Source organism: Morganella morganii, from assembly GCF_041099235.1.
GTDB lineage: Bacteria > Pseudomonadota > Gammaproteobacteria > Enterobacterales > Enterobacteriaceae > Morganella > Morganella morganii_E.
Genome location: NZ_JBFZSO010000002.1, coordinates 305,719 through 320,449 on the forward strand (window position 1 = coordinate 305,719; position 14,731 = coordinate 320,449).

A 14,731-nucleotide genomic window follows, 5' to 3' on the forward strand; every position below is an offset into this window, starting at 1 on the left:
GGAGTGCGCTATGTCAGAACAATTATTATATTTTACGCAGCAATTGCTGAACGGATTAACGCTGGGAAGCACCTATGCCCTGATCGCCATCGGTTACACCATGGTGTACGGCATTATCGGTATGATTAACTTTGCCCACGGCGAAGTATATATGATCGGCAGTTACGTCTCGTTTATTGTGATTGCCGGGCTGATGATGTTGGGGATTGATGTCGGCTGGCTGTTAATTACCGCTGCATTTATTACAGCGATAATTATTGCCAGTGCCTATGGCTGGAGTATCGAACGGGTCGCCTACCGGCCCGTCCGTCATTCAAAACGGCTGATTGCCCTGATTTCGGCGATCGGGATGTCCATTTTTCTGCAAAACTTTGTCAGTCTTTCTCAGGGCTCCCGCGATCTTGCACTGCCCGGGCTGATTAACGGCCGCTGGACCTTCGGGGAGAGCGGCGGTTTCTCAGCCACGGTTTCCGCTATGCAGATCACCATCTGGGTGGTGACGGTACTGGCGATGCTGGCGCTGACCCTTTTTATCCGTTACTCGCGGATGGGCCGCGCCTGCCGGGCCTGTGCGGAAGATCTGAAAATGGCCGGTTTACTCGGGATCAACACCGATCGTGTGATTGCACTGACCTTTGTGATCGGTGCGGCGATGGCGGCGGTAGCCGGGGTGCTGCTGGGGCAGTTTTACGGCGTGATCAACCCGTATATCGGCTTTATGGCCGGGATGAAAGCCTTTACCGCCGCGGTTCTCGGCGGGATCGGCAGTATTCCGGGGGCGATGATCGGCGGGGTGATCCTCGGCGTATCAGAAGCCATGACCTCCGCCTATTTCAGTACGGAATATAAAGACGTGGTTTCATTCGGCTTGCTTATCCTTGTGTTACTGGTGATGCCGACCGGGATCCTCGGGCGTCCGGAGGTTGAAAAGGTATGACAAAATCTCACTGGATCAACGCCATTGTCGCCACTGCAACGCTGTTTGTGCTGGCCTCCGTGATGATGGGGCTGCAATTGTCCCTCGACGGTACACGTCTGATAGTCCGTAACGCCGATGCCGTCCGCTGGGAGTGGATCGGCACCGGCTGTGTGATTGTCTTTATCTTTCAGCTGGTGCGCCCGTCACTGAAAAAACTGACGGCGCGCCTGCCGAAAAGCAGCTGTTCCCTGCCGGGTTTTGACGGCTCCACCAACACGCAGAAAATTATTGCCGGGCTGATTATTATCGCAGCCATTATCTGGCCGTTTATGGTGTCGCGCGGCAGTGTGGATATCGCCACCTTAACCCTTATCTATGTGATGCTCGGCCTCGGGTTGAATGTGGTGGTCGGGTTATCCGGCCTGCTGGTGCTGGGCTACGCCGGGTTCTACGCCATCGGTGCATACACTTACGGGCTGATGAACCACTATTTCGGCTGGGGATTCTGGCAGAGCCTGCCGCTGGCCGGTATTGCCGCGGCGCTGTCCGGGCTGCTGCTCGGCTTCCCGGTGCTGCGGCTGCGGGGGGATTATCTGGCGATTGTGACGCTCGGCTTCGGGGAAATTGTCCGTATTCTGCTGCTGAATAATACGGAGTTTACCGGCGGGCCAAACGGTATCAGTCAGATCCCGAAACCGACTTTATTCGGGCTGGAATTCAGCCGGACCGCCAAAGAGGGCGGCTGGGATACCTTCCATAATTTCTTCGGCCTGGCGTATGACCCGGGCGATCGTATTATCTTCCTGTATCTGGTCGCGCTGCTGCTGGTACTGGCAACACTGTTTATTATCAGCCGGTTACTGAGAATGCCGTTGGGCCGGGCGTGGGAAGCACTGCGTGAGGATGAAATCGCCTGCCGCTCGCTGGGGCTCAGTCCGACACGTATCAAACTGACGGCATTTACCATCAGTGCGGCCTTTGCCGGGGTGGCGGGTACGTTATTTGCCGCCCGTCAGGGTTTTATCAGCCCGGAATCCTTTACCTTCACAGAATCGGCTTTTGTGCTGGCAGTGGTGGTGCTGGGCGGTATGGGCTCACAAACCTCGGTGATTCTGGCAGCCGTTATCCTGGTGGTTTCCCGTGAAATGATGCGTGATCTGAACGCTTACAGCATGCTGTTGCTCGGGGCGCTGATGGTGCTGATGATGGTCTGGCGGCCGCAGGGATTACTGCCGGTGTCGCGTCCGCACCTGAAGGTCAGCACAACGGATACGGAAAAAACCGGAGGTGCGCAATGACTGATACCTTATTGCAGGTCTCCGGCCTGACCATGCGTTTCGGTGGCTTGCTGGCGGTAAACAATGTGTCGCTGGAGCTGAACCGGGGCGAGATAGTCTCTCTGATCGGTCCCAACGGCGCGGGAAAAACCACGATCTTCAACTGCCTGACCGGCTTCTACAAACCGGCAGACGGGCAGATCCTGCTGCGCGGAAAACCGGTGCAGGGATTATCCGGACAGGCAATCGCCCGGCTCGGCATGATCCGCACCTTCCAGCATGTGCGTTTATTCCGGGAAATGACGGTGATTGAAAACCTGCTGGTGGCGCAGCATCAGCATCATAAAAGCGGATTACTCGCCGGGCTGCTGACACTGCCCTCATTCCGCCGTGATCAGCGTGAAGCCACGGAACGTGCAGTGATGTGGCTGGACAGAATCGGGCTGACGGCACTGGCAAACCGGCAGGCAGGTAACCTGGCGTATGGTCAGCAGCGGCGGCTGGAAATCGCCCGCTGTATGGTGACCCGGCCGGATATTCTGATGCTGGATGAACCGGCGGCCGGGCTGAACCCGAAAGAAACGGACGATCTGGATGCACTGATCGCGGAACTGCGGACGGAGCACGGCGTGTCTGTCCTGCTGATCGAACATGATATGAAACTGGTGATGGGAATTTCAGACCGGATCTATGTGGTGAACCAGGGAACGCCGCTGGCAAGCGGCACCCCGGCGGCGATCCGCAACCATCCGGACGTGATCCGCGCGTATTTGGGGGAGGCATACTGATGCTGGAATTTAATAATGTCTCCGCGCAGTACGGCAAAATTCAGGCACTGCATGAAGTCAGCCTGTCGGTGCACAAAGGGGAAATTGTCACTCTGATCGGCGCGAACGGTGCGGGGAAAACCACACTGCTCAGCACACTGTGCGGGGAACCGCGGGCGACGACCGGGGAGATCCGTTACCTCGGGGAGAACATCACGGCACTGCCGACGGCGCAGATCATGCGTAAAGACATTGCTCTGGTACCGGAGGGGCGGCGGGTATTCGGGCGGATGACGGTGGAAGAGAATCTGGCCATGGGCGGATTTTTTGCATCCAAAACGCAGTATCAGGCACGGATTGCTCAGGTATATGAGCTTTTCCCGAGGCTTCAGGAGCGCCGCCATCAGCGGGCGGGAACAATGTCCGGTGGTGAGCAGCAGATGCTGGCTATCGGCCGTGCGCTGATGAGCAGCCCTCAGTTGTTACTGCTGGACGAACCGTCCCTCGGGCTGGCGCCGATTATCATCATGCAGATTTTCGATACCATCCGTGAACTGCGCGATGCGGGTATGACTATCTTCCTGGTCGAACAGAATGCCAATCAGGCGCTGAAATTGGCGGACAGAGGTTATGTGCTTGAAAACGGGCGGGTCGTGCTGGAGGATACCGGTCAGGCGCTGCTGGTGAATGAAGCGGTCAGAAGTGCCTATCTGGGCGGCTGATCAGATGACGGTTTTCCGGAAAAAATCTGACGGAATTTGTCCTCATTTTCTGTCAGATTTCTGACCCACGGGCAGGCTTCCGGCTCACCGTTATCACAGGAGGTTTTCATCAGTGCCACACCTTTTTCGTAATCCTGCGCCACGCCGTGTCCCTGGAGATACATCATCGCGAGGTAAAACAGAGCGGAGCCGTGTGAATGTACCGCCGCTCTCTCATAAAAATTCCGGGCAATAACGCAATCACCGCGTTCACAGCCTTTGCCGCGATAATACATCACACCCAGCTGATAAAGCGCGTCCGGCTGACCCTGTGATGCGGCTTTCTCGAACCAGGTTCTGGCTTTGCTGATATCCTGCTCCGCACCTTCGGCATATAAAAACATCATCCCCAGCTGATACTGGGCAACCGCCATATTCTGCCTGGCGGCCTGTTCAAACCAGTAATGTGCCAGCACCATCTCTTTGCTGTCACGGTTATTTAAATCGGCCAGATGAAGATACACATTGGCCAGATTCACCTGTCCCGGCGCGTATTTCTGCACCGCCGCTTTTTCAAACCAGACTTTGGCTTCCTGTAATGATGTCACGGACTGATCGCTGAGCAGGATCAGTTTTCCCAGCTCATTCTGGGCATAAGGATTGTTCTGTTCCGCCGCTTTCCGGTACCAGTATTTGGCCTGCACAATATCCTGCTTTGCGCGGAAGGTATCGGCCAGTGTTATCTGCGCGGTAATATTGCCGCTCAGTGCTCTGGCTTCGGTCTGTTGTATTGCTGCCTGTTTTGCCTGAAGCGGGGCGGCGGTAAACAGTACGGCAAACAGGAGTCCTGTAGTGATGACGGTTTTCATTACACATCCTGTTATTGATTTTCCGGCGGATATCACGCTCTGAACATGACCAGTGTAAAAGGCGGATAAGTCCGGGTAAATCAGCCGGGGACTACGTATTTATGGGCGGATGCCCTCTGATGGTGCACTGCAATGGTGCAAAACGGTATTTTTTGCAGCGGAAACCAGCGGATCCGGCGGGCTGCAAAAGCGGAATGATTATTGCAGCGATGATAACCGACAGCCGGGGCTTTCCCGTTTGCAGCGATAAGAGGCTCTGATGACTGAATATGATTTTGTAATAAAAGCGGATGATTTATCTTCACCGCAAACCGGTGCACTGATTGCCCTGCATTTACAGGGAATGGCACAGAATACGCCGCAGGAACATGTTTATGCTCTCGGTAAAAGCGGTCTGCGGGCGGATAACATCCGCGTCTGGAGTGTCTGGGCCGGTGACCGTATCGCGGCTGCCGGGGCGCTGAAACAGATTTCTGCCGCACAGGGCGAGATAAAATCGATGCGGGCTCACCCGGATTTTCGCGGCAAAGGGGCGGGTAAATTACTGCTGCTGCATATTATTGCGCAGGCAAAGCAGTGCGGCATGATCCGCCTGAGCCTGGAGACCGGCTGCCATCCGGATTTTGAACCGGCACTGGCGCTGTACCGCCGCTGCGGTTTTCAGCCCGGAGCGGCGTTTGGTGATTATCAGGCCGGTGAACATAATCAGTTTTTCCATCTGGATTTGTGATAACAGGGCGGGTTTACGGAAACCCGCATTTTTATACTTTTTTTATACCTTTCCCGCTGAATTTTGCGACATCTTTGCACCCGCTTTTCTAGACTCAATGATGAATACCTCACACATGTAAGGACAAGTTATGAGTCTGGCTCTTATTGCAGGCATCGCCGGTACATTACTGCTGCTGGCATACCTCCTTTATGCCCTGATTAATGCGGAGAAATTCTGATGGCCGCGAATGCCTTTTTACTTATCGCCGGGTTTCTGATTGTTTTGCTGATTGCGGCAAAACTGCTCAGTAACCTGCTGGTCTGCTTTATTGACGGTACACCGCTGCCGGTTTTGCGCCGTGTGGAAGGTGTGCTGTGGCGCTTTGCGGGGATTGGCCGCGATGAGATGCGCTGGCAGGGATATCTGACGGCGCTGCTGCTGTTTAATGCGCTGGGACTGATATTCCTGACGGCGATCCTGATGCTGCAGGCAGATTTACCGCTCAACCCGCGTCACTTCCCGGGGATGTCATGGGATCTGGCACTGAACACAGCGGTCAGTTTTGTCACCAATACCAACTGGCAGTCTTACAGCGGGGAATCCACTGTCAGCTATTTCAGCCAGATGGCCGGGCTGACCGTACAGAACTTCCTGTCCGCCGCCACCGGCATTGCCGTGGCGTTTGCTCTGATCCGCGCCCTGTGCCGCCGCTCTGTGCAGACACTCGGTAATGCGTGGGCGGATCTGACCCGCATCACGCTGTGGCTGCTGCTGCCGCTCTCCGTAATTATTGCGCTGTTCTTTATTTCGCAGGGCGTGATCCAGAACTTCCATGACTACCAGACCATCATCACGCCGGAAGGCGCGCAGCAGGTGCTGCCGATGGGGCCGGTGGCTTCCCAGGAAGCGATTAAACTGCTCGGTACCAACGGCGGCGGCTTCTTCGGTGCCAACTCGGCGCACCCGTTTGAAAACCCGACGGCGCTGACCAACTTTGTGCAGATGCTGGCGATTTTCCTGATCCCGGCGGCACTCTGTTTTGCGTTCGGGCGCTGCGCCGGTAATCCGGGCCAGGGTCGTGCACTGCTGGCTGCAATGACGATTGTGTTTGTTGCTGCGGCTGCTGCTGTGATGTGGAGCGAAACCCACGGTAACCCGGCCTTTGCGGGTATGGGAATCGACAGCGCGATCAATATGGAAGGGAAGGAGAGCCGCTTTGGTATTCTTGCCACCGGGCTGTTTGTGGCCGTGACCACAGCCGCCTCCTGCGGCGCGGTGAACAGCATGCATGACTCCCTGACACCGCTGGGTGGCCTGGTACCGCTGTGGCTGATGCAGATCGGTGAAGTGATCTTCGGCGGCGTGGGCGCCGGTTTCTACGGCATGATGCTGTTTGTTTTCCTCGCCGTTTTTATCGCCGGACTGATGATTGGCCGCACGCCGGAATACCTCAGCAAAAAAATTGAGGTACGGGAGATGAAATTGACCGCGCTGGCGATTCTGGTCACCCCGGCACTGGTTCTCGGCGGCACGGCACTGGCGATGATGACAGAGGCCGGACGCGGCGCGATGCTCAATCCGGGCGCTCACGGCTTCAGTGAAGTGCTGTATGCCCTCTCATCCGCTTCAAACAATAACGGCAGTGCCTTTGCCGGGCTGAGCACCAACACCCCGTTCTGGAACCTGCTGCTGGCATTCTGCATGCTCGCGGGCCGCTTCGTGGTGATTGCGCTGGTGATGATGCTGGCAGGTTCGCTGGTCAGCAAAACTATCCGGACAGCCGGCGCAGGCACCTTGCCGACAACCGGGCCGCTGTTTACCGGGCTGCTGATCGCCGCAATATTACTGATCGGCGCACTGACCTTTGTTCCTGCACTGGCACTGGGGCCGGTGGCGGAATTTCTTGATTTACTTAAGTGATTGACGGGAGAACACCATGAGTCGTCAGACACAGCGATTATTTGAACCCGCACTGGTGCGCCGCGCACTGCCGGATGCATTCCGTAAGCTCTCGCCGGTGGTGCAGTGGCAGAATCCGGTGATGTTTATTGTCTGGTGCGGCAGCCTGCTGACCACACTGCTGGCCACCGGGATGTTAAGCGGATTTATCAGCGGTAACGGCGGATTTACCCTCACCATCGCCCTGTGGCTGTGGTTTACCGTGCTGTTTGCCAACTTCGCCGAAGCGCTGGCGGAAGGGCGCAGCAAAGCGCAGGCCGACAGCCTGAAAGGGATGAAAAAAACCAGCCGCGCTCGTCGTCTGCATGCGGCACAGCGCGACAGCGGTTTCGATATGGTTTCTGCTGATACCCTGCGCAAAGGGGATTTGGTACTGGTGGAAGCGGGGGATCTGATCCCGTGTGACGGTACCGTACTGGAAGGCGGCGCATCTGTGGATGAGAGCGCCATTACCGGTGAATCCGCCCCGGTGATCCGCGAATCCGGCGGCGATTTTGCTTCCGTTACCGGCGGTACCCGGATTCTGTCTGACTGGCTGATTATTGAGTGCAGTGCAAACCCGGGTGACAGCTTCCTTGACCGCATGATCAGCATGGTCGAAGGCGCGAAACGCAGCAAAACGCCGAACGAGATTGCTCTGACCATCCTGCTGGCCGCGCTGAGTATTGTGTTCCTGCTGGCAGTGGCCACACTCTGGCCGTTTACCGCCTATACCGGCAATCCGGTCACTCTGACGGTAATGGTCGCACTGCTGGTCTGCCTGATCCCGACCACCATCAGCGGCCTGCTTTCCGCCATTGGTGTGGCAGGGATGAGCCGCATGCTGGCGGCCAACGTGATCGCCACCAGCGGCCGTGCGGTGGAAGCTGCCGGGGATGTGGACGTGCTGCTGCTGGACAAAACCGGCACCATCACGCTGGGTAACCGCCAGGCCTCTGCATTCCTGGCCGCACCCGGCGTGGATGAAAGAACGCTGGCGGATGCGGCACAGCTGTCATCCCTGGCGGATGAAACCCCGGAAGGGCGCAGTATCGTGGTGCTGGCAAAACAACGCTTCAGCCTGCGGGCTCGGGAGCTGGAAAGCCTGAATGCGACCTTTATTCCGTTTACCGCCCAGACCCGTATGAGCGGCATCAATGTGGACGGACGTACTATCCGTAAAGGCTCGGTGGATGCTATCCGCCGCTATATTGAGGCCAACCACGGTCACTTCCCGGCACAGGTCGACAAACTGGTGGAAGAGGTAGCACGCAGCGGCGGAACCCCGCTGGTAGTGGCCGAAGAGCATCGTGTGCTCGGGGTGATCGCCCTGAAAGATATCGTGAAAGGCGGGATCCGCGAACGCTTTGCGCAACTGCGTCAGATGGGGATCAAAACCGTGATGATCACGGGGGATAACCGGCTGACCGCTGCGGCGATTGCTGCCGAAGCCGGGGTGGATGATTTCCTGGCGGAAGCGACCCCGGAAGCCAAACTGGCGCTGATCCGTCAGTATCAGAAAGAAGGGCGGCTGGTGGCAATGACCGGCGACGGTACCAATGATGCCCCGGCGCTGGCACAGGCGGATGTTGCGGTGGCGATGAACTCGGGCACCCAGGCGGCGAAAGAGGCGGGGAATATGGTCGATCTGGACTCCAACCCGACCAAACTGATTGAGGTGGTGCATATCGGTAAACAGATGCTGATGACACGCGGTTCGCTGACCACATTCAGTATCTCCAATGATATCGCCAAATATTTCGCGATTATCCCGGCGGCGTTTGCCGTGACCTATCCGCAGCTGGATGCGCTTAATATCATGCGCCTGCACTCACCGGATTCGGCCATGTTAAGTGCGGTTATCTTCAACGCCCTGATTATTGTCTTTCTGATCCCGCTGGCGCTGAAAGGGGTACCGTATCACGCCCTGAGTGCCGCGCAGATGTTACGCCGTAATCTGTGGATCTACGGACTGGGTGGCCTGGTTGTGCCGTTTATCGGTATAAAATTGATAGATATGTTACTGACCCTGACAGGGTTAGTATAAGGATAAACAATGAGTCAGATACGTCCCGCAATCATAATATTTCTGGTTCTGGCACTGGTAACAGGGGTATTTTATCCTCTGCTGACCACCTCACTCGGGGAGTGGTGGTTTGCCCGTCAGGCCAACGGCTCACTGATTGAAGTGAATAACGAAGTCAAAGGCTCGGCGCTGATCGGCCAGCAGTTCACACAGCCCGGTTATTTTCACGGACGTCCGTCAGAAACGGCGGAGCATCCGTATAATGCACTGAGCTCCGGCGGCAGCAACCTGAGCACCGGCAACCCGGAACTGTTACAGCGGGTGGCGCAGCGGGCAGAGGCATTAAGGGCGGAAAACCCGGACGCGTCCCGTCCGGTGCCGGTTGACCTGGTGACCGCCTCTGCCAGCGGGCTGGATCCGGATATCTCCCCGGAGGCCGCTTACTGGCAGGCACCACGTGTTGCCAAAGCGCGTAATATGACACCGGCGGAGGTGGAGAAACTGATCCGCGAACATATCACTACCCCGGTGCCTGCGTTTACCGGTATGCCGGTCGTGAATGTGCTGGCACTGAACCTGGCGCTGGATGCACATGCGGCGGACAAAACCAGCCTGAACTAACGGAAGGACAGCATTATGTATGATGAGCCACTGCGTCCCGATCCTGACCAGTTACTGGCACAGGTCACAGAGCGCCCGCGCGGGAAACTGAAGATCTTCTTCGGTGCCTGTGCGGGGGTCGGGAAAACCTACGCCATGCTGAAAGAGGCGCAGCGGCTGCGTGAGCAGGGCATTGATGTGCTGGCCGGGGTGGTGGAAACCCATGGCCGCAGTGAAACCGCTGCCTTGCTGGAAGGGCTGCGTATCCTGCCGCTGAAAAAGCACAACTACCGGGGACGGCAGGTGGCAGGGTTTGATCTCGACCGCGCGCTGGCGATCCATCCGGCGGTGATCCTGATGGACGAACTGGCGCACACCAACATCCCCGGCGCCCGCCACCCGAAACGCTGGCAGGATGTGGAAGAGCTGCTCAATGCCGGGATCGATGTCCTCACCACCATCAATGTGCAGCACCTGGAAAGCCTGAATGATATTGTCGGTGGCGTGACCGGTGTTCGTGTGCGGGAAACCGTGCCGGACCCGGTGTTTGATGCCGCAGATGAAATCGTGCTGGTGGATTTAACCCCGGATGACCTGCTCGACAGGCTGCGCGAGGGTAAAGTGTATCTCCCGGCTCAGGCAGAGCGGGCGATCGAGCACTTTTTCCGCAAAGGCAATCTGCTGGCACTGCGTGAACTGGCGCTGCGGCGGACCACCGACCGTGTCGATGAACAAATGCGCGCCTGGCGGGAACGGAAAGGTCAGGAGAAAGTCTGGCACACCCGGGATGCGATTCTGGTCTGTCTGCGTCCGGACGGCGGTAATGAAAAACTGGTGCGTGCCGCAGCCCGGCTGGCGGCACGGCTCGGCAGTGACTGGCATGCGATTTTTGTCGAAACTCCCGCACGGCATAAGCTGCCGTCACCGCAGCGGCGTACTATCCTCACCACCCTGTCGCTGGCGCAGCAACTGGGGGCCACCACGGCAACGCTGGCAGAGCCGGAAGAGAGCAGAGCGGTGATCCGCTATGCGCGGGAAAATAACCTCGGCAAAATTATGATTGTCCGCCATGAGCGGACATCCTGGTGGCGTCGCGACAAATTACAGGAACAACTCAGCCGCAGTGCCGCTGATCTGGATGTGGTGATGATCGCCCCGCAGGACAGACAGCCGGAAAACCGCGAAAAATTCAGCGATAACCGGCCGTTTCTGGATAAACACAAAACCGATTTGCAGGGCTGTGTGGTTGCGGCACTGATTTGTGCCGTCACCACCCTGATGGCGCACCACTGGCTGATGGCCTTTGATAATGCCAACCTGGTGATGCTCTATATCCTGGGTGTGGTAGTGGTGGCGCGGTTTTACGGGCGCTGGCCCTCTGTGTTTGCCACCATTATTAACGTTATCAGCTTTGATATCTTTCTTATCAACCCGAAAGGCACGCTGGCTGTCTCGGATATGCAGTATCTGCTCACCTTCGCCGTGATGATGACGGTCGGGCTGGTGATCGGAAGCCTGACCGCCGGTGTCCGTTATCAGGCGCGGGTGGCGCGTTACCGCGAACAGCGTACCTGGCATTTGTATGAAATGTCGAAAGCCCTGGCGGTGGCGCGGGAATCTGATGATATTGCCTCGGTCAGTTGCCACTTTATCAGCCACAGCCTGCATGCCCGCTGTGAAATGCTGTTGCCGGATGAACAGGGTAACCTGATCCCGGCCGGCGGCGGCACAGGCGATAACGGCCGTGACGATGCCATCATCCGCTGGAGTTACGACAAAGGCCAGCCCGCCGGGTTCGGTACCGGCACACTGCCCGGTGTGCCGTATCAGATCCTGCCGGTCTGCACGACAGAAAAAGTCTACGGCGTGGTGATTGTGGAGCCGTATAACCGCCGTCAGCTGCTGATCCCCGAACAGCAGCGGCTGCTGGAAACCCTGATCCTGCTGGCAGCGGGGGCACTGGAGCGCCGCACCCTGACAGAACGCGAGGCGCAATCACGGCTGGTCAGTGAACGTGAGCAGGTGCGCAACTCGCTGCTGGCGGCGCTGTCTCATGATCTGCGCACACCGCTGACTGTGCTGTTTGGTCAGGCAGAAATTCTGACACTGGATCTGACCAGCGAAGGCTCGCCGTATGCCGCGCAGGCCAATGAGATCCGCCAGCACATCCTCAGCACCACGCGGCTGGTCAATAACCTGCTGGATATGGCGCGGATCCAGTCCGGCGGCTTTAATCTCAATAAAGAGTGGCTGCCGCTGGAAGAGGTGATCGGCAGTGCCCTGCAAATGCTGAAACCGCGCTTTGACACAGATTCGGTGCAGATTGACCTCAATGACCCGATGCAGCTGATTTGTGCTGACGGCCCGCTGTTTGAACGGGTGTTGATCAATCTGCTGGAAAACGCGATAAAATACGCCGGGCCGCAGGCGCAGATTGGCATCCGCTCGCGGTTGTCGGACAATATGATTGATATTGAAGTGTGGGACAACGGCCCGGGTATCCCGGCCGGACAGGAAGCACAGATATTTGAGAAATTTTCGCGCGGCCAGAAAGAATCCGCCATTCCGGGGATCGGCCTCGGGCTGGCTATCTGCCGGGCGATTGCCGAAGTGCACGGTGGCACTATTTTAGCCGGAAACCGTGACGGGGGTGGCGCAAGCTTCCATATCCGTCTACCCTGTGAAGATCCGCCCGTAATTGATGAAGATGATAACCCGCTGTGACCACTGTACTGATTGTTGAAGATGAAAAAGGGATCCGCCGCCTTCTGCGCACTGCGCTGGAAGGGGATTCCGTGCGTGTGTTTGAAGCGGAGGACCTGGCGCGCGGTCTGGTGGAAGCGGCGACCCGCAAACCGGATCTGGTGATCCTCGACCTCGGTCTGCCGGACGGTGACGGCATCACCTTTGTGCAGGAGTTCCGTCAGTGGAGTTCCGTGCCGGTGCTGGTGCTTTCCGCCCGTGACAGTGAGCATGACAAAATTGCCGCCCTGGATGCCGGGGCGGATGACTACATGACCAAACCCTTTGGTGTCGGGGAGTTACAGGCGCGGCTGCGGGTGCTGATGCGCCGCTATCCCGGCAGTGAAAAGAACGATCCCGTCTATGCGTTCGGGGATATCTGTGTGGATATTGCCGCGCGCCAGGTCAGTAAAGGCGGGGAGGAAGTGCATCTCACGCCGATTGAATTCCGCCTGCTGACTATTCTTATCGGCCACAGCGGCAAAGTGCTGACCCAGCGGCAGCTGCTCAATGAAGTGTGGGGGCCGAACGCCGTCGAACACGCCCACTACCTGCGTATTTACATGGGACATCTGCGCCAGAAGCTGGAAACGGATCCGGCCCGTCCTCAGCATTTCATCACCGAAACCGGCATCGGTTACCGGTTTGTCTCCGTTCCCTGAATACCCCTCCGGTTGTTTTTTTTACCTCCGTCACTGTTATAGAAAAACTGTTATGTTTTCCGGCCGTTTTTATTGTTTACATCAAAAAATTGTTATTTTGTGCGCTTTATAGTGAAACCAGGTGATACAGACCCACGGATTTTTAAGTACCTAAAAGGAGTTAGTTATGGATTTTGCTATCCAGCTTGTCGTGGTATTGATCTGTCTGTTTTACGGGGCGCGTAAAGGCGGGATTGCCCTGGGGTTGCTGGGCGGGATAGGCCTGGTGCTGCTGGTTTTTGTCTTCCACTTAAAGCCCGGAAAGCCGCCGGTGGATGTGATGCTGGTGATTATTGCGGTTGTGGCGGCATCGGCTACTCTGCAGGCTTCCGGGGGACTGGATGTGATGCTGCAGATAGCAGAGCGTCTGCTGCGGCGTAATCCGAAATATGTCTCGATTGTGGCACCATTTGTGACCTGTCTGCTGACTATTCTGTGCGGCACCGGTCATGTCGTCTACACTATCTTACCTATCATCTATGATGTCGCGATTAAAAATAATATCCGCCCGGAAAGGCCGATGGCAGCCAGTACTATAGGCTCCCAGATGGGGATAATCGCCAGCCCGGTGTCGGTTGCGGTGGTCTCCCTGGTCGCCATGCTGGGAGATGTGACCATCAACGGCAAACATCTGGGCTTTGTTGACCTGCTGGCGATCACCATTCCGTCCACCCTGATCGGGATACTGTGTATCGGTATCTTCAGCTGGTATCGCGGCAAAGATCTGGATAAGGATCCGGAATTTCAGTCGTTTATCGCAAAACCGGAAAACCGGAAATACGTCTACGGCGATACCGCCACGCTGCTCAATAAAAAATTACCCGCCAGTAACTGGCTGGCAATGTGGATCTTTCTGGCCTCTATCGCGGTCGTGGCATCACTGGGGGCCTTTCCGTGGCTGAGGCCGGTTTTTGACGGCAAGCCGCTGTCGATGGTTCTGGTGATTCAGATCTTTATGCTGCTGGCCGGGGCATTAATTATCATCTTTACCGATACCAAGCCGGCATCTATTTCGAAAAATGAAGTGTTCCGCTCGGGGATGATCGCGATTGTGGCGGTTTACGGTATCGCGTGGATGGCGGAAACCATGTTCGGTGCTCACCTTGAGCAGATTGAGAGTGTGCTGGGATCGCTGGTCAAAGAATATCCGTGGGCGTATGCCGTGGTGCTGCTGCTGGTGTCCAAGTTTGTTAACTCGCAGGCGGCGGCTCTGGCGGCGGTGGTTCCGCTGGCGCTGGCTATCGGGGTGAATCCGGCCTATATCGTGGCATCCGCACCGGCCTGTTACGGTTACTATATTCTGCCGACCTACCCGAGTGACCTGGCTGCTATCCAGTTCGACCGCTCAGGTACCACAAAAATCGGGCGCTTTGTAATTAACCACAGCTTTATTGCGCCGGGACTGATCGGTGTCGGGGTTTCCTGCGTGTGCGGCTGGTTCTTTTCCGCGATGTACGGTTTTCTCTGACAGCCGTCCGG

Annotated in this window: 13 protein-coding genes; 12 read left to right on the top strand and 1 reads right to left on the bottom strand. The window is 57.0% G+C overall.

The annotated features are described in order from the left end of the window. The first annotated feature begins 10 nt into the window (after nt 1–10). Genes livH through livF form a run of 4 tightly spaced genes read left to right on the top strand, consistent with a single transcriptional unit; the run spans nt 11 to nt 3,685 of the window. Nucleotides 11–937: a high-affinity branched-chain amino acid ABC transporter permease LivH gene (gene livH, locus AB7038_RS04800; protein ID WP_004236259.1), complete on the top strand. Its 927-nt coding sequence runs from the start codon at nt 11–13 to the stop codon at nt 935–937. Then, nucleotides 934–2,217: a high-affinity branched-chain amino acid ABC transporter permease LivM gene (locus AB7038_RS04805; protein ID WP_368889453.1), complete on the top strand. Its 1,284-nt coding sequence runs from the start codon at nt 934–936 to the stop codon at nt 2,215–2,217. Before livH ends, AB7038_RS04805 begins: the two co-directional genes overlap by 4 nt. Continuing rightward, nucleotides 2,214–2,984 (top strand): high-affinity branched-chain amino acid ABC transporter ATP-binding protein LivG, encoded by a 771-nt coding sequence (livG, locus tag AB7038_RS04810; protein ID WP_072869217.1) that lies wholly within the window; start codon nt 2,214–2,216, stop codon nt 2,982–2,984. Before AB7038_RS04805 ends, livG begins: the two co-directional genes overlap by 4 nt. After that, nucleotides 2,984–3,685: a high-affinity branched-chain amino acid ABC transporter ATP-binding protein LivF gene (gene livF, locus AB7038_RS04815; RefSeq protein WP_072869219.1), complete on the top strand. Its 702-nt coding sequence runs from the start codon at nt 2,984–2,986 to the stop codon at nt 3,683–3,685. Before livG ends, livF begins: the two co-directional genes overlap by 1 nt. Here the strand turns inward: livF and AB7038_RS04820 are convergent. Next, nucleotides 3,670–4,533 (bottom strand): tetratricopeptide repeat protein, encoded by an 864-nt coding sequence (locus AB7038_RS04820; protein ID WP_369452854.1) that lies wholly within the window; start codon nt 4,531–4,533, stop codon nt 3,670–3,672. The genes livF and AB7038_RS04820 overlap by 16 nt on opposite strands. Nucleotides 4,534–4,792: 259 nt before the next feature. Here AB7038_RS04820 and AB7038_RS04825 point away from each other — a divergent pair, with 259 nt between their 5' ends. From AB7038_RS04825 to AB7038_RS04860, 8 genes are all read left to right on the top strand, one after another. Beyond that, nucleotides 4,793–5,263 carry a GNAT family N-acetyltransferase gene (locus AB7038_RS04825; protein WP_368889450.1) on the top strand — a complete coding sequence of 157 codons (471 nt, stop codon included), beginning with the start codon at nt 4,793–4,795 and terminating at the stop codon, nt 5,261–5,263. Between the two features lie 130 nt (nt 5,264–5,393). Further along, entirely contained in the window at nt 5,394–5,483 is a 90-nt protein-coding gene (gene kdpF, locus AB7038_RS04830; RefSeq protein WP_015422983.1) for a K(+)-transporting ATPase subunit F, read from the top strand. Beyond that, nucleotides 5,483–7,165 carry a potassium-transporting ATPase subunit KdpA gene (gene kdpA / locus AB7038_RS04835; RefSeq protein ID WP_368889449.1) on the top strand — a complete coding sequence of 561 codons (1,683 nt, stop codon included), beginning with the start codon at nt 5,483–5,485 and terminating at the stop codon, nt 7,163–7,165. Before kdpF ends, kdpA begins: the two co-directional genes overlap by 1 nt. A 16-nt stretch (nt 7,166–7,181) precedes the next feature. Further along, nucleotides 7,182–9,230 carry a potassium-transporting ATPase subunit KdpB gene (kdpB, locus tag AB7038_RS04840; protein WP_369452855.1) on the top strand — a complete coding sequence of 683 codons (2,049 nt, stop codon included), beginning with the start codon at nt 7,182–7,184 and terminating at the stop codon, nt 9,228–9,230. A gap of 9 nt (nt 9,231–9,239) precedes the next feature. Then, entirely contained in the window at nt 9,240–9,830 is a 591-nt protein-coding gene (gene kdpC, locus AB7038_RS04845) for a potassium-transporting ATPase subunit KdpC (RefSeq protein ID WP_072869228.1), read from the top strand. Nucleotides 9,831–9,845: 15 nt separating this feature from the next. Then, a complete protein-coding gene (kdpD, locus tag AB7038_RS04850; protein WP_369452856.1) occupies nt 9,846–12,533 on the top strand; it encodes a two-component system sensor histidine kinase KdpD in 2,688 nt (895 codons plus the stop codon). Then, nucleotides 12,530–13,213 (top strand): two-component system response regulator KdpE, encoded by a 684-nt coding sequence (gene kdpE, locus AB7038_RS04855; RefSeq protein ID WP_045139142.1) that lies wholly within the window; start codon nt 12,530–12,532, stop codon nt 13,211–13,213. Before kdpD ends, kdpE begins: the two co-directional genes overlap by 4 nt. Before the next feature lie 166 nt (nt 13,214–13,379). After that, the gene (locus tag AB7038_RS04860; protein WP_108656185.1) at nt 13,380–14,720 is read left to right on the top strand and encodes an anaerobic C4-dicarboxylate transporter; all 1,341 of its coding nucleotides are present in this window, start codon (nt 13,380–13,382) and stop codon (nt 14,718–14,720) included. The last annotated feature ends 11 nt before the right edge of the window (nt 14,721–14,731 follow it).